We start from the raw sequence: 22,182 nt of genomic DNA, 5'->3' as shown, positions 1-22,182 counted from the left end.
GTTCATCTTGTGAGAATCGATACACATACACATATTATTCCTGAGGGCTTGCCGGATTTCTCTTCTAAATATGGAGGAGAGCGTTGGCCGACACTAAATAGAACGTGTACATGTGGCGCTACGATTATGGTTGCTGGCAAGTCTTTCCGTGATGTAACAGACCAGGTATGGAGTCCGGATAAAAGAATAGAGGACATGGATCGAGAAGGCGTTGATATGCAAGTACTTTCTCCTATCCCAGTTACTTTCTGTTATTGGGCTACAAAAGAAGAAGCTTTAGAAATGGCACATATACAAAATAATTTTATTGCTGCTACAGTTGCGGCTAATCCTTCACGCTTTGCTGGAATTGGAAGCGTTCCCATGCAGGATAGCGATACAGCTATTCGGGAAATGGATCGGTGTATGCATGAACTAGGCTTAAATGGAATTGAAATCGGTTCCAATATCAATGGTAAAAATTTGGATGATCCTTCGTTCATTGCGTTTTTCAAAATGGCTGAGGAGTGGAATGTTCCGATTTTCATTCATCCTTGGGAAACGTTAGGGAAAGATCGGACGCCCCGCCACAACTTTATGTATACAGTTGGTATGCCAAGTGAAACAGCATTGGCAGCAGCTACTTTTGCATGGAGTGGACTTATGGAAAGATTCCCGAACTTAAAAGTGTGTTTCGCACATGGGGGAGGATCGTTTCCTTACATATTGCCGAGACTGGATAAAGGCTGGGAAGTGTGGCCGCATCTACGATTAACAACTCATCCACCAAGCTACTACGCAAAAAAGATGTATTACGATTCCCTAGTATTTGATCCGCTGAACTTGCAGTTTATGATCGATCGATTCGGTCACGAGCAAATTATGATGGGCTCCGATTATCCGTTCCTGCTTCGAGAAGTACCACCGGGAAATGTCATTGAATCAGCATTGAACCTAACAAATGAACAGAAAGCCGCTCTCTTTGGCGGGAATGCAGCGAAATTTTTCCGTATTGGGGGAACTACATGTGATTCAATTTCGAAAAATAAATAAACATTACGGTTCGAATCATGTTCTCAAAGATATCGATCTTACGATTGAAGCAGGTGAAGTAGTCGTTATTATTGGACCGTCAGGTTCAGGGAAAAGTACATTGCTCCGTTGCATTAACAAGCTTGAACAAGTTACTTCTGGCGAGCTGGTTGTGAATGGTCATACAGTTACGGACAAAAATACGGATATTAATGTGATGCGGCAAGAGATTGGAATGGTATTTCAACATTTTAACCTATATCCCCATAAGTCTGTTATGCAAAATATCACACTTGCCCCTATGAAGGTAAGAAAAGTGTCCAAGCCTGAAGCTGAGAAACTTGCAAATTATTATCTTGAAAAGGTAGGCATCCCAGAAAAAGCTAACGCTTATCCGTCAAACTTATCTGGTGGACAGCAACAACGTGTAGCGATAGCACGCGGGCTTGCTATGAAACCTAAAGTTATGTTGTTTGATGAGCCGACCTCTGCGTTAGACCCCGAAGTAGTAGGAGAAGTTTTGGATGTTATGAAAGCGCTGACAAGAGAAGGGATGACGATGGTTGTTGTTACTCATGAAATGGGCTTCGCTCGTGAAGTAGCCGATCGCGTTATCTTTATGGACCAAGGTCAAATCGTCGAAGAAGGAACGCCAGAGAAATTCTTTTCTAATCCGAGTGAAGACAGAGCAAGACTGTTCCTTAGTCGAATTCTGGTTCATTAATAGATGCTAATGAGGGGGATTTACGTATGAAGAATTGGCACAAAAAGTTGGGATTCACAGTAATTGCAGCAATGTTGGCTCTAAGCGTAACTGGTTGTGGTAAAGACAACGCACCTGCATCTGGCTCGGCAACAGCTCCAAAAGACATGAAAAAAATTGTAGTAGGTGTTGGTGCTGATGCATTCCCATTTGGTTACATCGACACTGCGGACAGTAAAACAAAAGGGTTTGACTTAGATATCGCAGCAGCTATCGTAAAAGACATCACAGGCGCTGACGATAAAATTGAATACAAAGAAGTCAACGGAAAAACAAGAATTCCGATGCTGCAAAATGGAGAAATCGATATTATCGTTAGAACGATGACGATTACCGAAGAGAGAAAACTTGAAGTTGATTTCTCTGATCCATATTTTAGCGCAGGTCAATCCCTTCTAGTTGCAGAAAACTCCACAATTACAGGTATAGCGGATCTTAAAGGTAAAAAAGTAATAGCGGTTAAAGGTACAAGAGACGGAGAAATCATCAAACAAAAAGCACCAGAAGCTGATGTATCCGAATACGAAAATCTGGGTGAAGCTTTCACTGCACTTAGCACAGGCAAAGGCGATGTTCTAACGACTGACAATGCTATTTTAATGGGACTTTCACTAGAAAACCCTGGCTACAAGCTAGTAGGCGGCGTTATTGAAGATCAGCCTTGGGGAATCGCAGTTAGAAAAGGCGACAAAGAAATGCTTGATGCTGTAAACGCTGCACTAAAGAAACTTAAAGATAGCGGCGAGTATGCAACCATTTATGAAAAATGGTTGAAGCAAAAACCTGAATGATGAATGTAGAGGAATGAATGCGTTCATTCATTCCTCTTTCTCCATAAGCATCTAGAAGCGGAGAGGACTGAGATCGATGTTGGATTTTTCTATTTTAATCAAACATAAGGAACAATTTTTGGCTGGACTTACAACAACCGTTCAAGTCAGTCTGCTTGCGCTGCTTCTTAGTATTGTTATTGGTATTATAGTTGCTGTTATGAAGATATCTCCAATCAAGATTGTGAAAGCTTTGGCAACCGTCTATACGGAGGTCATTCAAAATACCCCATTAATTATTCAAATCTTCTTTTTCTATTTTGGCTTAGGTGCGATGGGAATTCAGTTAGACGCTTTTGTTAGCGGAGTTTTTGGTTTAGCGGTGTATTCAGGTGCGTATATTGCAGAGGCGATTCGTGCAGGTATTCAATCGATAAGTCAGGGGCAAGTGGAGGCAGGTCGTGCATCCGGACTAACGTACATTCAAACGATGAGGTATATTATTTTGCCACAAGCCATTAAAGTTGTCATTCCGCCTTTGGGCAGCCAGTTTCTGAACCTGGTGATGGGTTCGGCCATTCTTGGATCAATATCCGGCAAAGATTTGATGTATTATGCTGACATTATTTCTTCTAAAACGGCAGTTGTGTTTGATGTTTATATTTTTGTAGCTCTATTCTATCTAATACTTACGCTTCCTCTCAGTTTCTTCATTAGCTATCTAGAGCGCAAATTTTCTGCAAGTAATTAGAAGGGAGAGTTGTCATGGATTTCATAGGTGCTTATTCCAGTAATAATCTTTTGTATCTACTTAAAGGATTTCTTGTCACTATTGAAGTATCTATCCTCTCCATCGTATTTGCTTTCCTAGTGGGTACGGTTATGGGAGTAACCAGGTATGCGAAGGTGCCCGTCCTCGATAAAATGTTCGCCATTTATGTGGGCTTAATTCGTAACATTCCGTTATTACTCGTGTTTTTCTTCATTTACTTTGCGCTCCCTGAAGTTGGCATTAAATTAAGTGTATTTGCATCATCTGTTGTTGGACTTACGATTTATGCCTCAGCTATGTTGTGCGAGATTGTAAGAAGCGGACTAATTTCAATCAACAAAGGGCAGATCGAAGCTGCAAGAGCATCGGGTTTAAATTATGTACAAACCCTTTGGCATATTGTACTCCCGCAAGGTTTAAAACGTATGATCCCAGCAATTGTGAGTGAATTTACATCCATCATGAAAGGTTCCTCGCTTGCGATCGTTATTATGCTTCCAGAGATGATGCGAGCTGCTCAAGTTATTTACAATAACGATGTTAAGTTTGTTGTACCGATGTTATTGCTAGTTACCTTCATGTACTTCATCGTTAATTTTACTCTCTCCATGTTCGCTCGTAGATTGGAAAGACGTTTGGCTGTATAAGTTCATGAGTTGCTCGTAGATTAGAAAGACGTTTGGCTGTGCAAGTTCGTGAGTTTGCTCGTAGATTGTAAAGTTGTTTGGCTGTGCAAGTTCATGAGTTGCACGTCATCTATCATCAGGCTGCCGTATGCATGAAGTGGCAGTCTTTTTTGCTATTGTCTGCATCGAAATTGCTCTAACGAATCGTATGTACCTTATCCTGCTGAAAAACATACTTTTTGTGCGCTAACGAACCTCAGCAACGCTATTGCTCCATTTGGAGCTGAAACTAACTAGTTTTTAACGGAATAAGGCTTCTGGAGTTCGTTACAAATTAAAAGTGATACTTTTTGCGCAAATAAGAACTCCTGGGTTCGTTAGCCAAATGCGAGAATATCGACATTGTGTCAAAATGTGGCGTGGATTTCTATCTTTCAAGTTACATTTGTTTGTTCAAGTGCTTAAAGACGCATATGAAACGTGTCTTTACAAGAAAAATATTATATTGACATCATGTCATAATAATTATATTGTTAGGTTGATTCTGGAATTATACCTTTGAAGATGAAGGAGGTTGCCGGGGCGGTCTACTTTTGTAAACGGTTGCAAAATTGATTTAATACTTACTACATGGAGGTTATGAATCGATGGAAAAAACTGTAGGACAACGCATTGTTTCTGGTGTTCTCGTCGGGGCAGTCGTATTAGGCTCGTTCCTAGCACCAATTTTACCTGTTACTGCTGCAGACAAAACAAGTTCCGGCACCTTTGAAGCTCCGCGCACTGGAGTTAATGTCAATGCTCCAAATGCAGGCGAACCGTACCCAGTTGATGAAGATCACAAGAGGCTTCCGGGCGAGCCTGCTGAACCAGATCCGAGTAGCTGGGGCTACAATAAAGAAACAGGTGTATTCACACATCCGTCTGTCATGCCAGAAAATGAAGGACCACAGCCATTCGATGGAAGCTTGCCGTATCTAGATATGAACCAATATATTAAAAATATGAAGGTAGAAGCTTTCTATCCGTTTGTAGCTGGCTACGGCCATAGCTGGCAAACCTCGTTTGATCTAGATGGTCGTCGTTATATGTACGATTATGAGACAAACCAGTACAACTTGTTCGACATTACAGATGTTAAAGATGTAAAACATATTTCGACGAAGTGGATCGACAAAAAAGCTGGTGAACATCAGTTTGGTCCATTTAATGTGAAATACAACGCTGAGCTAGACAAAAACATTGCCGTTCAATGTTACGAAGTACCACGCTACGGCAAAATTACGAATAAATATACTAATCCTGATGAAGTAACAGCAATCCGTGATTTCCAAATGCTACGTGGCTTCCGTATTTATGAAGTAAACGGCCCGAACTGGACGGACTGGAAAGTACTTTCCGAAACGCCGCTCGATTCCAGCGTATACTCCAAAGACAAGAAACAACAAGGTTCAGGATGCCAAGATATTCCAGTTTACGATGGCGGCAAGTACTTATTTGTAGCTGGTGCTCCAGATGACAGCTATGCAAACACAGAGTACAAAACATACTTATACTCCGGCGCACATATTGCATACGACATCTCCGACCCGACTAAACCTAAAAAACTTTCCGTATGGTCTGCACCAGGTCAGAAAGTTGGCGAAGAAGCCGAATACAATAAAAATCCGCGTTCGGGTAACAAAACGAGCTGGATGGGTTCCAGAATGCCGCTGTTTATTCCTAAACCAGTTGAAGAAGGCGGTAAATACGGATATGCAGCGATGGGCGGCTTCGGCTTCTACATCGTTGATATTACCGATCCGGCTAACATGAAGACTGTATCTCATCTGGAAATGCCGATGAGCTTTGCTGGTACGGAAGGCGATAACATCGACGTAAGTAAAGTTGAAACGACAGGTATGGTTTATTACAGTGGTTATCCATTAAGTGAAGATTGCCATGAGCCGTACAAAGAAATTTATGCGATTGATGTTAGAGATCCGCTTAAACCTAAGATTGCAACAGTAATGCCACGTCCGGAAGCGCCAAAAGATGCTCCGTTCACGGACTTCTGTCAACGTCGCGGCAGCTTCGGGCCAAAACGTACAGGCTATGCTGAAGTGCAACCGGGCGAGCCAAGTCAACAGTATATGCCGTATGCATTTTACAATGCTGGTGTCCAAATGTTTGATTTGAAAGATCCAATGAAACCAACAATTGCTGCATACTTCGTTCCGAAGATGGCTGGTGAACTTACTGGTGATGACGGTAAAACGTATATGTCCGATCAATCCGATCCTGTACATGGTACGTTCGTAGAGTGGGATCGCAATTTGATTTGGGTATTCTCAGGTCACGGCATGTATGCACTTTCCACACCGCTATTAGGCGAGCCAATTAGAACACTTCCTAATGCAAGTCTTCAGATCAATGATTTCGAGAAAGAGCTGGCAACTAATGCGCAGCCGTTTTTCAAAGATGGTGTTACGCATGTGCCGTTCCGTGCTATTTTTGAAAAGTTGGGCTATGAAATTAAATGGGATCAAGCCACTAGCTCTGTTGCAGCAGTAAAAGACGGAGCAATAATTCAGCTTCAAATTGGGAATAAGGAAGTTACCATTAACGGCACGAAGCAGACATTTGATCTTCCTCCTGTAAAACAGGGTGGAACAACCTTTATTCCTCTATCATTTGTTGAACAAGCAAGCGGGGCAAAAGCAGCATGGAATCAAGTAGAAAAAGCTGTTGTTGTGAGTAGCTAATAAGATGTTTTGAAATAAGTGAAAAAAATGATTCTTTTGACTAACAAATAAGCAGTCTGGATGGAGAAAAACCGTAGTAGCCCCTTAAGGGACGCTGCGGTTTTTTGCCCATTGCAGTGAACTTTAGATAAAACCGACTTATCGTCAATATTAATATTGACACTGTGTCAATATTATCATATAGTGAGTTTATGAAAGCGTTTGATTAACCAAAAAATAGGTGAGGGTGAGGGTTTATTATGGCAACTGCGAAATCATTAACTGCGTTTAATCTTTTGGGCTGGATCGAAGAAAACAAGGAACAGCTTAAGCCTCCGGTTAACAATAAAGTGATTTGGGAAGATTCCGAATTTATCGCAATGGTTCTTGGCGGACCGAACAGACGCAGAGATTTCCACATCGATCCTTCTGATGAGTTCTTCTATCAAGTAAAAGGTTCTTGTTATGTAGAATGTATTACTGAAACTGGCGAGCGCAAAGTAGTAACAGTTAATGAAGGCGAAGTATTTATGTTGCCAGCAATGGTACCTCATTCACCTCACCGCGTAGCAGATACATTCGGAATAGTTATTGAGCGTAAGCGCGATCTTGGCGAGTTAGAAGATTTCGTATGGTTCTGCGAAAGCTGCAATAGCGAGATGCACCGTGTAAGTGTTCAGCTAGTAGATATTGAAACGCAAGTAAAAGCAGCCATCCATAGCTTTAATTCCAATCCTGAAACTCGCACATGCAAATCTTGTGGACATCAAATGTCTGAAGAAGTTAACGAATGGAAACCTGAATAAGAAGGTGAGCAGCATGGAAGATCAAGTGATGACAACACCAGAGCAAAATTTAGAGAGATTAGGTATTACGCTTGGACCTGCACGTCCATTAGTAGGCAACTACGTTACTTGTGTAAGAGCAGGTAATCTACTTTTCACGGCGGGGCAAGGTGTAGATGAATATAACGGGAAATTAGGTCGCGACCTCACAGTTGAGGAAGGATATCTTGCTTCAAGGCAGTCGATGATCAATTTATTGAAGGTCGTGAAACAAGAGCTTGGTGAGTTAAGTAAGGTGAAGCGTGTCGTAAAAATTTTAGGATTCGTCAATAGCACCGAAGACTTTATACAACAGCCCAAAGTAATGAACGGAGCTTCTGATTTGTTAGTAGAAGTGTTCGGTGAAAAGGGCAAGCATGGCCGCTCAGCGGTTGGCATGGCTCAATTGCCTAATGGAACTGCGATTGAAATTGAAATGACTCTCGAAATTGAAGAGTAGGAGGTGCTGTACGTGAATCATGGAACTATAGCGAATCCTGCTGTAAAGGATGCGAAGTTATTTATCGGCGGTGAATTCGTCGATTCCATCTCTGGCAACACGTTCGATACGATTAATCCAGCAACAAACACGAAGCTTGCAACAGTAGCAATGGCAAATGAAGCGGATACGGTAAGAGCAATTGAGGTAGCGCAGCGTACGTTTGAAAGTGGCGTGTGGAGCACGATGACGGTTGAAAAAAGAGCCGAAATTTTATGCCGCATGTCCGATATGATTATGGAGCGTCGCCAAGAAATTGCTGTTCTCGAAACGCTTGATGTTGGCAAGCCGATCAAAGAAAGCCTTGGATTCGATATTCCAAGAGCGGCGTCGAATATGCGCTTTTTCGCTGAAATGGCTCTATATCATCATGCTGAGAGTTATGAGAAACAAGGTATGATGTCTTATACAAAATATGCTCCAGCTGGTGTGACGAGCATCATTATTCCTTGGAACTTGCCTTTTATGCAAATGACATGGAAAGTGTCAGCAGCACTTGCAGCGGGCAACACCGTTGTCGTTAAACCCGCATCTTATACGCCACTAAGCGCATTTGTATTAGGTGAAATTGCCAATGATGCCGGTCTTCCTCCCGGAGTGCTCAATATTATCGCTGGATCTGGCAGCACAGTCGGTACGATTATGGCATCCCATCCGCATGTTCGCCGCATTTCCTTTGTAGGCGAGTCGGGTACTGGCAAGACGGTTATGCGCAATGCAGCAGAATCACTTATTCCAGTTTCATTGGAGCTTGGTGGCAAGTCAGCTAACATCGTGTTTGAGGATGCTGATTTGGATGAAGTGGTGAAAGGCTCGATTGATGCAATCTATCGCAATCAAGGACAAATTTGTTTGGCAGGCTCTCGTATGTTGCTTCATGAAAGCGTATACGACAAGTTTTTAGAAAAGTTTATTGCAGTGGTGAATGAGATCAAAGTCGGCATGCCGATGGATGAAAACACAGATATGGGAGCTCTTGTATCGAAGTCGCATCTTGAATCTGTTCATGAGTATGTGGAGATCGGCCTTGCCGAAGGCGCTAAGTTAGGTTGTGGGGGTACTCGTGTTGAAGGACTTGGCGAAGGCAACTTCTACAAGCCAACTGTACTTTATGATGTTGATAACAAGATGCGTGTGGCACAAGAAGAAATTTTCGGACCAGTTCTAGTCGTTATTCCGTTCAAAACAGAAGAAGAAGCAATTCACATAGCTAACGATTCGATATACGGATTGGCAGGTGTCGTTTGGACTAATGATCTGCGCCGTGCACACCGAGTAGCCGCTGCGGTTAACTCTGGACTATTCTGGATTAATTGCTGGTATTTCCGCGATTTACGGACGCCGTTTGGCGGTTCGAAGGCAAGTGGAATTGGCCGCGAAGGCGGTCGTCACAGCTTTGATTTCTACACAGAAGCAAAATCGATCACGATGAAGTTATAAATGAAGATGGTGACGAATTCGTCACCATCCGCTTTACTTTTAGGAGAAAAGAGAGGTCGATACTATGAAGCCAAACATCGATATATTAGCAACGGAGCTAATTGAAGCGGAAACGACGAAAGTCGCTATCGCCCCTTTTACAGAACGTTATTCAGATATGACTGTTACAGATGCATACAATGTGCAATTGCAAGTTGTTAAAGTAAAGCAGGCAGCAGGGCGAACAATTATCGGCAAAAAGGTTGGTCTTACAAGTAAAGCGATGCAAACGATGCTGAATGTCAATGAGCCTGATTATGGACATTTGCTTGATGATATGGAAGTTGCTGATGGAAGCGCAGTAAACGTTAGTGAATTTGTTGCACCGCGCATCGAAGCAGAAATCGGGTTTATTCTTGAGCGTGATCTTTCGGGGCCTGATGTAACTTTCCTAGATGTATTAATGGCAACCAAATATATCGTTCCTACTTTAGAAATTATCGATAGTAGAATTGTAGATTGGAAGATTAAACTGATTGATACGGTAGCTGACAATGGTTCTTCTGCTAGAGTCGTCGTTGGGGGTAAAAAAACGCCAATTGACAACATTGATCTTCGAGATCTTGGCATGATCCTTTTCAAAAATGGCGAGCAGCTTGCAACGGGAGCAGGTGCAGCAGCACTTGGGCATCCAGCACATGCGATTGCATGGCTAGCTAATAAACTTAGCGAATTCGGAATATCGCTTAAAGCTGGGGAAATTATTTTGCCGGGGGCATTGTCAGGGGCAGTAGCTGTACAAGCGGGAGATTATATCGAAGCACGCTTCGGCTCAATCGGATCGGTATCCGTTTCATTTCAGTAGGAGGGTAATGACGATGGGGAAAATAAAAGCAGCTATAATCGGCTCCGGGAACATCGGAACAGACTTAATGTATAAGCTAGAAAGAAGTCAGTGGCTAGAGATGACTGCGCTTGTCGGGATTGATCCGAACTCTGAAGGTTTGGAGCGGGCGAAACAGCGTGGTTATGCGACATTTTCGAATGGGATTCAGGCATTTGCAGACAATCCAGATCTAGCGGATATCGTCTTTGATGCAACTTCTGCTAAGGCGCATGTGAAACATAATGAAGTATTGCAAGGGCTAGGCAAACTAGTTATTGATCTAACCCCAGCAGCAGTAGGACCGTTCCTCTCACCAGTCGTAAATATGGGTCAACATCTTGATGCAACCAATGTCAATATGATTACATGCGGCGGGCAAGCGACGATTCCAATTATCCATGCGATTAATGAAGCTGCTGATGTGGAATATGCAGAAATCGTAGCGACGATCTCTAGCAAAAGCGCTGGTCCAGGCACACGCGCGAACATCGATGAATTTACGATTACGACTCGTCGTGGCATCGAAGAGGTTGGTGGAGCGGATCGAGGCAAAGCGCTGATCGTTCTTAATCCGGCTGAACCTCCATTTATGATGCGCGATACCGTTTATTGTGAAGTGAGAAATATGGATCAAGCTGCGATTAGTAAAGCGATCTACGATATGGTTGATAGAGTAAAAGATTATGTACCGGGATATCGATTGAAGCAAGAGCCTATTTTTGACGACAATCGTGTATCCGTATTTCTAGAGGTAGAAGGTGCAGGAGATTACTTCGCTCCATACGCAGGCAACTTAGATATTATGACAGCGGCGGCTGTAAGAGTTGCGGAAGATTATGCAAAAAACCGTCTAGCAGACAACAACATTGCCAAGAGCGAGGTGTAAAGTGATGATTCGAAAAAGTAATAAGCCTGTCCAAATTACAGAAGTGTCCTTGCGAGATGGCAGTCATGCGGTCGCTCATCAATTTACAGAAGCTCAAGTACGCAATGTTGTTCGTGCGCTTGATGATGCGGGCGTTCATAACATTGAGGTTAGTCATGGTGATGGTCTTGGCGGCTCGACGCTGCAATATGGACGTTCGCTCGTTGATGAGATGAAGCTTATTGAAGCGGCTGTTGATGAGAGCAAAAAATCGAAAATTGCTGTATTGCTGCTGCCGGGAATCGGGACGGTTCATGAGCTCAAGCAAGCTCGTTCATTAGGTGCAAGCCTTGTCCGTGTTGCAACTCATGTAACGGAAGCAGATGTTTCTGCGCAGCATCTTTATATGGCGAGAGAGCTTGGTATGGAAGCGTTAGGTTTTCTAATGATGTCTCATACTGCTCCGGTCGAAAAGCTTGTTGAACAAGCGAAATTAATGGAGAGTTATGGTGCTGAAGCTGTGTATGTTACGGATTCTGCCGGCGCCATGTTGCCGCATCAAGTTCGGGAACGGATAGAAGCGTTGAGAGAATCGTTATCTATTGAAATTGGTTTCCATGCGCACAACAATCTATCACTTGCAGTTGCGAATACGCTGGTAGCTATCGAAGAAGGCGCAACTCGTATTGACGGAAGTGTTCGTTGCTTAGGTGCAGGAGCGGGCAATACGCAAACAGAGGTGCTTGTTGCTGTATTGGATCGTTTAGGTCTAAATATCGGAATCGATTTATATAAAATGATGGATTTGGCTGAGCATATTGTAGGTCCCTTGCTTCAGCGCCCACAAGAAATTGTTACTGGCAGTCTCGTAATGGGGTACGCTGGAGTGTATTCAAGTTTCCTTCTTCATGCATCGCGTGCGGGGAAAAAATTCGGTATCGACTCTCGCGATATTTTAATCGAACTTGGCCGCAGAGGCATTATTGGCGGACAAGAAGATATGATTATTGACGTAGCAGCTGAACTAGCAGATAGAAGAAAAAGCGAGGTGCAATAAATGATGGAGATGACTCGTGAAATAGAAAATGAAATCGTAACGTATTTGTTCGAAGCTGAACGAGATCGCCGAGAAGTTGTTAAAGTTACAGATAAATATCCAGATTTAACGATGGAACAAGCATATGAATTGCAAGAAGAGTTGCTCAAACGTAAAATTGCTACTGGAACACGCTCTATCGGTTATAAGCTTGGACTTACGAGCAAAGCTAAGCAGCAAATGATGGGTGTTTTTGAAGCGATTTATGGAGAGCTAACGAGCGACATGCTTGCGCTAGAGTGGGAGCAGCTAGACTTTAGCACTCTGATACATCCGAAAGCTGAGCCGGAAATTGCTTTTTTTATCGGTGAAGATTTGAAAGGTACTAACGTGACAGGTGAAGATGTGTTGCGTGCTACGCAATACGTAGCTGCTGCAATCGAAGTTATCGATAGTCGCTACTTGGATTTCAAATTTACACTACCAGACGTAGTAGCAGACAACTGCTCCTCAGCTAAATTTATGATCGGCAGTAAAATGGTGCCCGTTCAGGATGTAAACTTGCCAGAAGTCGGCATCGTATTTACGAAAAACAACGAAGTTGTTGCGACAGGGGCTGGTGCTGCTGTCCTTGGTGATCCGGCTGTATCTGTCGCTTGGGCTGTCAATAAGCTTGGCGAACGTGGACTTGGATTACGCAAAGGAGATGTAATTCTAAGTGGAGCAATTACAGAAGCATTCGCATTCGAACCGGGAGATACAATTGCAGCGCAATTTTCGGGACTTGGCAGCGTGTCATTTAGCTGTAAATAATGGTAGTGGGTGATGTCGCTCACGGAGCGACTATCATGCATGCTTTTAGATCAAAAGTGTTGCCTAAGAAGGTACAAACCTTCCGTGGTAGCACTTTTATTTATTTTCTTGTCTTCTCTTCTCAGAAAGGGGAAGAAATATCTCTGAACATAAAGCCTGTAAACGAGGCGGGAAAGCTAACTGTCAAACGTTCGATTGACCATTCAATGGTGTTGTAACAAAGTATTTGCAACAATATTTGGTGTGGTTTCGTTTCTAGATAACAGGCAGCATGAGAATACAACATCGAATAAGAAAAGTATACTTTTGATATCCATCATGAAAAACAACCGTGTGAATGATTTTTGATTTCAAAAAGGGTTGTGAAGTATGTTAAATAAGAAATTTATATTAAGTTTTGGCTTAACTTTTATTTATGTAATTGTGTTTTATTTTGGCGCGTATGGTTTGATGTTAATTGATATCATTGATGATGGTGTATTTACTTATAATCATGTATTTGTTGGTTTTTATCAATGGGTGTATTTGTTGCCATTTATCATGTATTTGAAAAAGAAAAATAGGTCTTATAAAGGTTATCTTATAGGTGGTATATGTGTAAGTTGTTTAAATATCGCATTATTTGTATGGATAATAGTAGACCCTTCAACCTTTTTCTGATTTACTTCGGACTTGCGGGAGTTCAATAAATTTAAAGGAGCATATTAAATATGGATTGTTTATGTGAACAAAAAACATTTGAATTAAAAGTTGAAGGAGATGTAAGTGCCGATCCTATATGGTGTAATCATTGTAGTTGTAACTTGTGGATAGAAGAGATCCCCCTCTCAACCGATCTGAAGTCGAATTTAATGGAATGGGTATATAAATATGGTGAATGGATTGATTGGAGTAATGATGAAATATTTCCAAATGGAATCGAACTTGAAGAAGAACATAATAAACAGGGATTGGCATTAACAGAAGAAGTAAGGAAAGAACTTGTAGGGAAATATATCGTTTCATTTTCGCCATCCACTCATGCTAGAAGTCATGCGAAAAAATAGTTTTGCAGCTTTTATATCGATGATAGTTGCCTCAAAAAGTTAAAGATGGTCGCTGTACGAATGATAAGATTTCGTAAGCGGCCATTTTCTTTTTAGTATTGTTTTATTGAAATTTATTGTAATGAACAATTGCTAAAGAATAGTTTTTATATTTTTGAAGGAACATCCCCTTATCTGACGTAAGAACACGCTTAATTGGATCTTCTACTTTTCTAGTTTCTGATTTTGTTTGGATGGAATTTATTTATTTTCCACAAGGATTTAAGCGAAAACAAGATTCTGACCCAAGCTTTTTGGGAAAGTGGCATTCAGATTTTAGAAAAATGAATACGAAATTATTGTGCCATTATAACTATAGTAACCTAAGAGAATGGCTCGGAATGGATACTGTTCCTAAAGAGATTGAAGGAATTACTTCTGAAGATTTACAAATGTTTATTGAAAGTATGTACAACGATTTTGATATTATCGAACAAAATAAAGACTGTGAGCTTGAGGTATATCATTTTGAACAAATTATCGAGTACATCAACTTATCAAAAGCTAAAGCTATATCTGTTATTCAAGGAATCTTTCCTAAAGATCAGGGGTTAATTTAATTATAATCATTTTTTTACTTGTAAACGATGTGCATAATGAATAGGCTTTTAATATAGAAACATTTCAAAAGAATTGGAATAAGAGTCGAGATGGAAGTAAATATCGATCAGATTAAGGGGATACGTTATTTGAGCATAAATTTAAGGGCTATCGAGTTTTTTGAAAAAAATGAATATCAGGAAGCGTTAAAGCTCTTCCAAAAAGCTGTGGAACAATCTCGAAATATTCAATCGCTAAATAACCTTGCTTGGATTTATTTTCATGAGGAGTGCAACAGGGAAGCAGCTTTAAAATTAATCAAAGAAGCTGTCGATTTAAATCCCAAATCACATTTTCCATTTAATCTATTAGGTGAAATCTATATCGAAATGGAAATGTGGCAATTAGCTTCTGACGCATTGCATCAATCCATATCAATACAATCTTCAAATGAAGCGTATAATAATTTAGCTATAGCAAACTATCATTTAGGACACTTAAAAGTGGCATCAGATTATTTTCTCATGTGTTCAAACAAATCGGATTATGCTTTGTATAGCCATGTTAAGTGCTTGATCGAGCTTGGTAGAAACGAGCAAGCATTAAATAGATTAGCTACATTCTCTGAAGAGGATGATGAATTTGTCGGTACAGTTGAAATAGCAGAATTGTACGTTGAATTAGGTTACTTTGAGGAAGCAATCCAATGGTTCGAAAAAGGCTGGGAAAATTATTGGAAGACACCAGATTGGGTAGGTGGTTACGCTTATGCTCTAATTAAAAGTGACAAACCAAATCTTGCTCGTGATCATATAAATGAAGTCATTCAACAAAAAGTAGAAGACATTCGCGAAGCTAAAGAAGACATTTGCGATGATGACTGGACTGAAGGAGATAAAGAAGAGCATATTCGGGAGTTAATTGAGGAAAAAAGAGAATATGAGAATATGTTCGAACACATATCATCTGGCTATATCCCACAAATGAAATATAATACATCGATGAGTACAAGTTGTTATTTGTTCGAATGTGAGCGTCATAATCACTCGAAGTACCAAGAATAGGATTCTTCCACGTTTAATCAAACAGCGACAGTGAGGACTTTATTTACTTGTCCATAGCTGCCGCTGGTTTAATTAGATAGTATTACTTGATGTATGCTTTTAAATTGTAAAAAAGTTATTAAGCAACTACACCCCGTTTAGCATCAAAACCTTCGTACTGCTTCTCTACGATAATACTCTTCAAAATTTGTACGGTTTTCCATACATCTTCGTAAGTTGTGTATAGAGCTACTGGTGCTAAACGAACGACATTGGGAGCGCGGTAATCTGGAATAATATGATTTTGTTTAAGCGCTTTGCATATCCGAATCGCCTCGTCATGCTCCAAGCTAACATGACCACAGCGACGCTCATCTTCGAGCGGATTGGCTACTGAGAATCCAAGCCCCTCAAGTTCATGCTCAATTAATTGGATCATATATTTTGTAATATGCAATGATTTTGTGCGAATTGCTTCAATAGAAGTCAGTTCGAATATTTCTAATGCTCCAATTAATGGTGCGATGCTGAAAATATGCGGAGTTCCGATTTGATAAGCCCCAGCAGTATGCTCAACCGTTAATGAATGATCCATGTCGAACTGTTTGCTTTTGTTCGAGCTGTACCAGCCTGTTAAGCCTGGTGTCCGGCCAAAATGTTTTTTGTTTACATACAGAGATGCAACACTGCCGGGTCCACCGTTCAAATATTTGTAATTGCACCATAGGGCAAAATCTACATCCCATTCGCTAAAATAATGAGGGATGGAGCCGACAGAGTGGCAACCATCGAATCCGATAATGATGCCGCGAGCATGAGCTTCAGCGGTTAATCGTTTAATATCCAGAAGTTGACCGCTGCGATAAAGAACAGTAGGGAGAAGAATTAATGCAATCTCATCTGTCATTGCTGCAATAATATCATCTTCTTCAATAATTCGACCATTGCGGCTAGCTACTCGTACAAGATTTGTATCCGGGTCGTAGCCTTTTAATCGTAGTTGGCTTTGAAGTGCATAAATATCGGTTGGGAAATCAAGTTCCGTAGCCATAATTTTGGTGCGTTTTCCTTCTGGCTGGTAGAAGGTTGCTACAAGCTGATGAATGTTAGTAGAGGTGGAGCCAGTAATGCTTACTTCACCTGGTTCAGCGCCGACAAGTGCTCTCATCTTATCGGATAGAGCTTCTGGAAGGAAGAACCAAGGGCGTTCACCTTGCGTCCAGCCTTCTATTGTTTGTGTTTTCCAAGACTCTACAAGCTCGAACATTGTACGTTCTGCACGTTTGGACATTAGTCCAAGGGAGTTGCCATCCATATAAATGATGCCTTCAGGTACGATAAACTCTTCACGCAAATGGGCTATTTCATCCGCATGATCTAATTGCTTGGCGTATTCCAACGAATAATCTGGCGTAATCGCTTTCAATTATGTCACCTCTTCTTAATGAAAAGTCTACTATTGTGTAATTAACTATATTATAATTATGACATGATGTCAATATTATTGGTATTTGCATATGATCACTATACAATTAGTTGTTTTATTTATTAGATGCAAGCTGATCATTCCATCTCCCTCCACATATATGACGTACATTAAAGTATTAATGCCATTTAAATTAATTTATATGTTGCATATATTTAAATAGTGTGTCATAAATAATATATGTTATGTATTAATTAAATCTGACAAACAACAGGGGGTTATGGTTACAATGGTTGGAGTAGGAATTAGCGGCACAGGAAGAATCGGAAGATTGGTTATTCGTAGAGCCTTTTCCACAAATTCAAAAGAGATTCAAATTAAAGTGGTGAATTCCACCTATCCCGTTGAAACGATTGCTCATTTATTGAAATATGACACTATACATGGTACATGGGACGCAGAAGTAACTACTCAGGATGGAAATCTCATTATTAACGGTAACAAGGTTCACTATGTAATGGAAAGAGATCCGACAAAGCTGCCATGGAAGGAATATGGCGTAGCGATAGCGATAGATGCAACTGGCAAATTTAATGATCGTGAAGGTGCATTAAAGCATATTGCAGCTGGAGCAGAACATGTCATTTTGACAGCTCCGGGCAAACAAGTTGACCTTACAGTCGTTATGGGCGTGAACGATAAAAATTATGATCCTGCGAAACATCGCATTTTATCAGCCGCTTCATGTACAACAAATTGTGTAGCACCTGTGTTAGATGTTCTGGACCAGGCATTTGGCGTCAAACAAGGTTGGATGACTACAGTTCATGCTTATACTAGCGATCAGAATCATATGGACAATCCTCATAAAGATCTTAGAAGAGCGCGCGGGTGTGCACAGTCCATTATCCCTACTTCTACAGGTGTTGGGAAAGCTCTAAGGGATGTATTGCCGCATCTAGCAGCGGTTGTTCAAGGAATCTCGTTACGTGTACCGACACCGGACGTATCGCTTGTTGATTTGACAGTACATTTATCGAAGAAAACAACAGTAGAAGATGTTAAACAAGCATTTGTTGAAGCGGCTTCTACTTATTTAAAGGCTTGCTTAGACGTTGTTGATGCACCTCTAGTTTCATCCGATTATATTGGAAATTCACATTCAGCTATTATAGATGCACCATCTCTTATGGTGAGCGGAGATCAATTAAAAGTACTTGCTTGGTACGACAATGAATGGGGTTATTCGTGCAGAGTAATGGATTTGGCACAATTAGTGAGCAGATCTATCACTGTTGGAGGTGTAAAGGAATGGGCAACTACAGCAGCAAGATGAATTTAGGCGCTATCCTATGCAGGCATTGCAACACGGTTATTGACACATTGGATACGGAGAAAGTCATGTTCTACTACTTAAATTGCGGTCATGAAAATTGCATAGACATTGCGAATAATCAGGGGGAACCGACGGATGACACAGAGTAGAGTTATGCACTTTGAAGAAGGAAACGCTGGGCTGAAGCTTTTACTTGGAGGTAAAGGAGCCAATCTTGCTGAAATGACAAATGCAGGTCTTCCTGTTCCACCTGGATTTACTCTTACAACGGAAGCTTGCAGAGAATATTATGGCGCTGGGAAAACGTTGCCGAATGGATTAATGGACGAAGTTCAGAGCGCTTTATCTCAAGTGGAAGAAAGAAAGGGTCAACAATTCGGCGGCAGTGATAACCCGCTGCTTGTATCTGTCCGCTCTGGTTCGGTCAGTTCTATGCCTGGCATGATGGATACAATACTAAATCTTGGACTTAATGATCGTACTGTGGAAGCGCTCGCTGAACAGACGGGAAATCCACGTTTTGCTTATGATTGTTACAGAAGACTAATTCAAATGTTTGGCAACGTTGTTTTTGACATTGAAGGCATTTATTTCGAGAAGCTGCTTCACAGCAAGAAAAATAGTCTCTCTATTGAGGAAGACAAAGATTTGCCAGTGGAAGCCTGGAAAGAATTGATTGAATCCTATAAAGAACTAATCGTAAGAAAAGCTAAGCAACAGTTCCCTCAAGATGTAAACAAACAACTAGAACTTGCGGTAGAAGCAGTGTTCCGTAGTTGGAACAACCACAGGGCAATCGTTTATCGGAAAGCTTATAACATTCCAGACCATCAAGGAACAGCAGTTAATATACAATCGATGGTATTTGGCAATATGGGCGATGACTGCGGTACGGGTGTGTTGTTTACACGTAATCCTTCTACGGGAGAGAAAGTGCTATACGGGGAATACCTGATTAATGCGCAGGGAGAAGACGTTGTTGCTGGAGTGCGGACGCCACTTCCGATTGCACAGTTGGAGCGGGAAATGCCGGACATTTATAAGCAGCTCGCAGAAACAGCGGCAAGGCTGGAAGTTCACTATCGGGACATGCAAGATATCGAATTTACAGTCGAAAATGGTACATTGTTCATTTTGCAAACACGTAATGGTAAAAGAACGGCGCAAGCGGCAGTTAAACTGGCAGTTAACTTGGCTAATGAAAGTATTTTGACTCGTGAAGAAGCACTTTCCAGAATTGAAGTGGAGCATTTGGACAAGCTTCTACATCGGGCAATTGATGAGGATGCGAAGTTAGATGTACTTGCTGTAGGTTTGCCCGCATCGCCAGGTGCAGCTACAGGTCAGATTGTATTCGACGCAGATAAGGCTGAAGAATGGGCACGTGAGGGCAAGAAAGTTGTCCTCGTCAGCATGGAAACGAGTCCAGAAGATATTCATGGCGTTATTGCAGCAGAAGGTGTGTTGACAAGTCGTGGCGGTATGACGAGCCATGCAGCTGTGGTTGCGCGTGGAATGGGTAAGCCTTGTGTTTGCGGCTGTGAGGAAGTGCGTATTGATAAGGAAGCAGGATTATTTGTAGCAGGATCTGTCACCGTTAATGAAGGCGACTGGATTACTCTCGATGGATCAACTGGTCGAGTTATTTTGGGCGGAGTAACATTGAAAGAGCCTGAAATTACAGTTGAGTTAGAAGAACTGCTTGAATGGGCGGATGACATTCGTGATTTGGCCGTTCGGACAAATGCAGATACGCCAGAAGATGCTTTGAAAGCAAGGGAGTTTGGTGCGGAAGGAATTGGACTATGCCGGACGGAGCATATGTTCATGTCTGCGGATCGCTTGCCGGTCGTTCAGGCAATGATTTTGGCTGATACGAAAGAGGAGCGTGAACTAGCGTTAGAACAATTACTGCCGATGCAGCAAAGCGACTTTGAAGGTATCTTTACAGCTATGAATGGATTTCCAGTTACGATAAGGCTGCTTGATCCACCGTTGCATGAGTTTTTGCCACATTTGGAAGAGTTGATTGTGAAACAGTTAACGATGACTCATGGGGGTATTAATGAAGGAAACAGTAGAGAGAAGCAACAACTGGATATCCTCATTCGTAAAGTACGCAACCTTCATGAGATGAATCCAATGTTGGGACAACGAGGTTGTCGTCTAGGTATTCTGTTCCCTGAAATTTATGAGATGCAAGCAATCGCTATATTCCGTGCTGTCTTAAACTGCCAGAATAACGGAGTAGTCGTTATCCCTGAAATTATGATTCCTCTAGTTGGGCATGTCAATGAGTTGAAGATAATGCGTGAGTTGGTTGAGCGTGCTGCAGATACTGTATTTGGCACGAATAAGGAGGAGCAATCTTACAAGATTGGGACGATGATTGAGGTGCCTAGAGCTGCTTTAACCGCCGACAAAATTGCCGAGCATGCTGATTTCTTTTCTTTTGGTACAAATGATTTGACTCAAATGACCTTTGGCTACAGTCGTGACGATGCAGAAGGAAAGTTTCTTAGCCATTATGTAGATCATGAATTGTTGCGGAACAATCCATTCCAAGTACTTGATACCGAAGGTGTTGGATTGCTCGTAGAGATGGCGGTCGAGAAGGGCAGATCGACAAAGCCGACGCTAAAAACAGGTATTTGCGGTGAGCATGGAGGTGACAAGGAGTCAATATTTTTCTGTCACGAAACGGGATTGGATTATGTTAGCTGCTCCCCTTACAGAGTTCCACTGGCAAGAATTGCAGCTGCGCAAGCAAAGGTAAAGCTCGGAGGGCAACGATGTTAACCAAGCAACAATATTTAGTTATTTGTTCAGATTCGATAGGTGAAACAGCGGAGGCTGTTGCACAAGCGACTATTCGTCAATTTAATTCACGGGATGTTATTGTAAAGAGATATAGTAACATTCGTACGGAAGAGGAAGTTCGAGCTATTGTAAAGGAAACAGCAGCGCTAGGCGGATTGGTTGCTTACACATTAGTTCAACCTGAGCTTCGGGAAGCGATGAAGTCGGATGCGATAAGAATGGGGATACGTGCAGTAGATATTATGGGCCCGATGCTTCAAGCTTTTGTGGATACGTACGGTTATGCACCTAAGCGGCAGCCTGGTCTACTGCATGAGATGAATGAAGATTATTTCCGTAGAATAGAAGCGATTGAGTTTGCGGTAAAATTTGATGATGGCCGAGATCCTCGCGGCATGTTGCAAGCTCAAGTCGTATTGATTGGAGTGTCACGTACTTCGAAGACGCCACTTAGTATTTATTTGGCACACAAAGGGATAAAAACCGCCAATCTCCCAATTATACCCGAGGTGAAAGTACCAAACGAGCTTTACAAAATTAAGAGCGGACGTATATTCGGACTGACAATGGATGCTGAGCATATTCTCAATATTCGTGCGGAGAGATTGAAAGTGCTAGGGCTGCCAGATGGCTCGCAATATGCGACGTTTCAACGAATTATTGATGAGCTGGAATATGGTCAATCCTTAATGAAGGAGCTTGGCTGCACGGTTATTAATGTAACGAATAAGGCGATTGAAGAGACTGCTGGCATTATAATGGAGCATTTATAAGGTTAGAAATAGTTGGCGGCAAAGTGAAAGGGATCAAATATCTGTTGCTCAAGCGTTAAAATTGAAAGTTAAGTCTGATAGAACAATTGACTTTGCGGATGATACCAACATTCAAGCATGGCGGAGGTGCTCGCTGATTTTTAGCGGGTGCC

General features: G+C 41.7%; 22 protein-coding genes and 1 pseudogene. 22 read left to right on the top strand and 1 reads right to left on the bottom strand.

Annotated features, from left to right (window positions below; translation table 11 throughout):
* Positions 1-9: 9 nt before the first annotated feature.
* From MFF31_RS22080 to MFF31_RS22000, 18 genes and pseudogenes are all read left to right on the top strand, one after another.
* Positions 10-1,032: an amidohydrolase family protein gene (locus tag MFF31_RS22080; protein ID WP_238191086.1), complete on the top strand. Its 1,023-nt coding sequence runs from the start codon at positions 10-12 to the stop codon at positions 1,030-1,032.
* Positions 971-1,735 carry an amino acid ABC transporter ATP-binding protein gene (locus MFF31_RS22075; protein ID WP_375541344.1) on the top strand — a complete coding sequence of 255 codons (765 nt, stop codon included), beginning with the start codon at positions 971-973 and terminating at the stop codon, positions 1,733-1,735. The genes MFF31_RS22080 and MFF31_RS22075 overlap by 62 nt, the downstream gene beginning before the upstream one ends.
* A 26-nt stretch (positions 1,736-1,761) precedes the next feature.
* Entirely contained in the window at positions 1,762-2,565 is an 804-nt protein-coding gene (locus MFF31_RS22070; protein ID WP_238191084.1) for a transporter substrate-binding domain-containing protein, read from the top strand.
* A 76-nt stretch (positions 2,566-2,641) separates the two neighbouring features.
* Positions 2,642-3,295, top strand: coding sequence for an amino acid ABC transporter permease (locus MFF31_RS22065; RefSeq protein ID WP_238191083.1), 654 nt, complete (start codon positions 2,642-2,644; stop codon positions 3,293-3,295).
* A gap of 14 nt (positions 3,296-3,309) precedes the next feature.
* Positions 3,310-3,963 carry an amino acid ABC transporter permease gene (locus tag MFF31_RS22060; protein WP_238191082.1) on the top strand — a complete coding sequence of 218 codons (654 nt, stop codon included), beginning with the start codon at positions 3,310-3,312 and terminating at the stop codon, positions 3,961-3,963.
* A gap of 626 nt (positions 3,964-4,589) precedes the next feature.
* Positions 4,590-6,686, top strand: a complete 2,097-nt coding sequence (locus tag MFF31_RS22055) for a copper amine oxidase N-terminal domain-containing protein (protein ID WP_238191080.1) — start codon at positions 4,590-4,592, stop codon at positions 6,684-6,686.
* Positions 6,687-6,925: 239 nt separating this feature from the next.
* The gene (gene nbaC / locus MFF31_RS22050) at positions 6,926-7,471 is read left to right on the top strand and encodes a 3-hydroxyanthranilate 3,4-dioxygenase (protein WP_238191078.1); all 546 of its coding nucleotides are present in this window, start codon (positions 6,926-6,928) and stop codon (positions 7,469-7,471) included.
* Positions 7,472-7,484: 13 nt separating this feature from the next.
* Positions 7,485-7,949, top strand: coding sequence for a RidA family protein (locus MFF31_RS22045; protein ID WP_238191076.1), 465 nt, complete (start codon positions 7,485-7,487; stop codon positions 7,947-7,949).
* Between the two features lie 12 nt (positions 7,950-7,961).
* Positions 7,962-9,428 carry an aldehyde dehydrogenase gene (locus MFF31_RS22040; protein WP_238191074.1) on the top strand — a complete coding sequence of 489 codons (1,467 nt, stop codon included), beginning with the start codon at positions 7,962-7,964 and terminating at the stop codon, positions 9,426-9,428.
* A 64-nt stretch (positions 9,429-9,492) separates the two neighbouring features.
* On the top strand, positions 9,493-10,272 hold the full coding sequence (locus MFF31_RS22035; protein WP_238191073.1) for a 2-keto-4-pentenoate hydratase: 780 nt from the start codon (positions 9,493-9,495) through the stop codon (positions 10,270-10,272).
* A 13-nt stretch (positions 10,273-10,285) separates the two neighbouring features.
* Positions 10,286-11,179: an acetaldehyde dehydrogenase (acetylating) gene (locus MFF31_RS22030; protein WP_238191071.1), complete on the top strand. Its 894-nt coding sequence runs from the start codon at positions 10,286-10,288 to the stop codon at positions 11,177-11,179.
* Between the two features lie 4 nt (positions 11,180-11,183).
* On the top strand, positions 11,184-12,215 hold the full coding sequence (gene dmpG, locus MFF31_RS22025) for a 4-hydroxy-2-oxovalerate aldolase (RefSeq protein ID WP_238191069.1): 1,032 nt from the start codon (positions 11,184-11,186) through the stop codon (positions 12,213-12,215).
* Between the two features lie 3 nt (positions 12,216-12,218).
* A complete protein-coding gene (locus MFF31_RS22020; RefSeq protein ID WP_238192191.1) occupies positions 12,219-13,007 on the top strand; it encodes a 2-keto-4-pentenoate hydratase in 789 nt (262 codons plus the stop codon).
* Positions 13,008-13,209: 202 nt separating this feature from the next.
* Positions 13,210-13,355: pseudogene (locus tag MFF31_RS25480) on the top strand (IS1595 family transposase); the annotation flags it as partial.
* Positions 13,356-13,376: 21 nt separating this feature from the next.
* Complete coding sequence (locus tag MFF31_RS22015; protein WP_238191068.1) at positions 13,377-13,667, top strand: hypothetical protein; 291 nt, start codon at positions 13,377-13,379, stop codon at positions 13,665-13,667.
* A gap of 50 nt (positions 13,668-13,717) precedes the next feature.
* The gene (locus MFF31_RS22010) at positions 13,718-14,053 is read left to right on the top strand and encodes a hypothetical protein (RefSeq protein ID WP_238191067.1); all 336 of its coding nucleotides are present in this window, start codon (positions 13,718-13,720) and stop codon (positions 14,051-14,053) included.
* 233 nt (positions 14,054-14,286) lie between these two features.
* Positions 14,287-14,652: a hypothetical protein gene (locus MFF31_RS22005; protein WP_238191066.1), complete on the top strand. Its 366-nt coding sequence runs from the start codon at positions 14,287-14,289 to the stop codon at positions 14,650-14,652.
* 129 nt (positions 14,653-14,781) lie between these two features.
* Entirely contained in the window at positions 14,782-15,696 is a 915-nt protein-coding gene (locus MFF31_RS22000) for a tetratricopeptide repeat protein (RefSeq protein WP_238191065.1), read from the top strand.
* A gap of 118 nt (positions 15,697-15,814) precedes the next feature.
* Here the strand turns inward: MFF31_RS22000 and kynU are convergent, their stop codons facing one another.
* Positions 15,815-17,101, bottom strand: a complete 1,287-nt coding sequence (gene kynU / locus MFF31_RS21995) for a kynureninase (RefSeq protein WP_238191064.1) — start codon at positions 17,099-17,101, stop codon at positions 15,815-15,817.
* A 280-nt stretch (positions 17,102-17,381) separates the two neighbouring features.
* On the opposite strand from kynU, the gene gap reads away from it, so the two are divergent.
* The 4 genes from gap to MFF31_RS21975 are packed head-to-tail and all read left to right on the top strand — an operon-like array spanning position 17,382 to position 22,030.
* The gene (gene gap / locus MFF31_RS21990; protein WP_375541343.1) at positions 17,382-18,437 is read left to right on the top strand and encodes a type I glyceraldehyde-3-phosphate dehydrogenase; all 1,056 of its coding nucleotides are present in this window, start codon (positions 17,382-17,384) and stop codon (positions 18,435-18,437) included.
* Positions 18,413-18,586 carry a GapA-binding peptide SR1P gene (locus MFF31_RS21985; protein WP_238191062.1) on the top strand — a complete coding sequence of 58 codons (174 nt, stop codon included), beginning with the start codon at positions 18,413-18,415 and terminating at the stop codon, positions 18,584-18,586. The genes gap and MFF31_RS21985 overlap by 25 nt, the downstream gene beginning before the upstream one ends.
* Positions 18,573-21,236 (top strand): pyruvate, phosphate dikinase, encoded by a 2,664-nt coding sequence (gene ppdK, locus MFF31_RS21980; RefSeq protein ID WP_238191061.1) that lies wholly within the window; start codon positions 18,573-18,575, stop codon positions 21,234-21,236. The genes MFF31_RS21985 and ppdK overlap by 14 nt, the downstream gene beginning before the upstream one ends.
* On the top strand, positions 21,230-22,030 hold the full coding sequence (locus MFF31_RS21975; RefSeq protein WP_238191059.1) for a pyruvate, water dikinase regulatory protein: 801 nt from the start codon (positions 21,230-21,232) through the stop codon (positions 22,028-22,030). The genes ppdK and MFF31_RS21975 overlap by 7 nt, the downstream gene beginning before the upstream one ends.
* The last annotated feature ends 152 nt before the right edge of the window (positions 22,031-22,182 follow it).

It is taken from the genome of Paenibacillus sp. L3-i20 (genome assembly GCF_022180385.2).
Lineage (GTDB): Bacteria > Bacillota > Bacilli > Paenibacillales > Paenibacillaceae > Pristimantibacillus.
The sequence above is the reverse complement of the archived record's forward strand: the minus strand, read 5'-3'. Positions and strand labels throughout refer to the sequence as shown.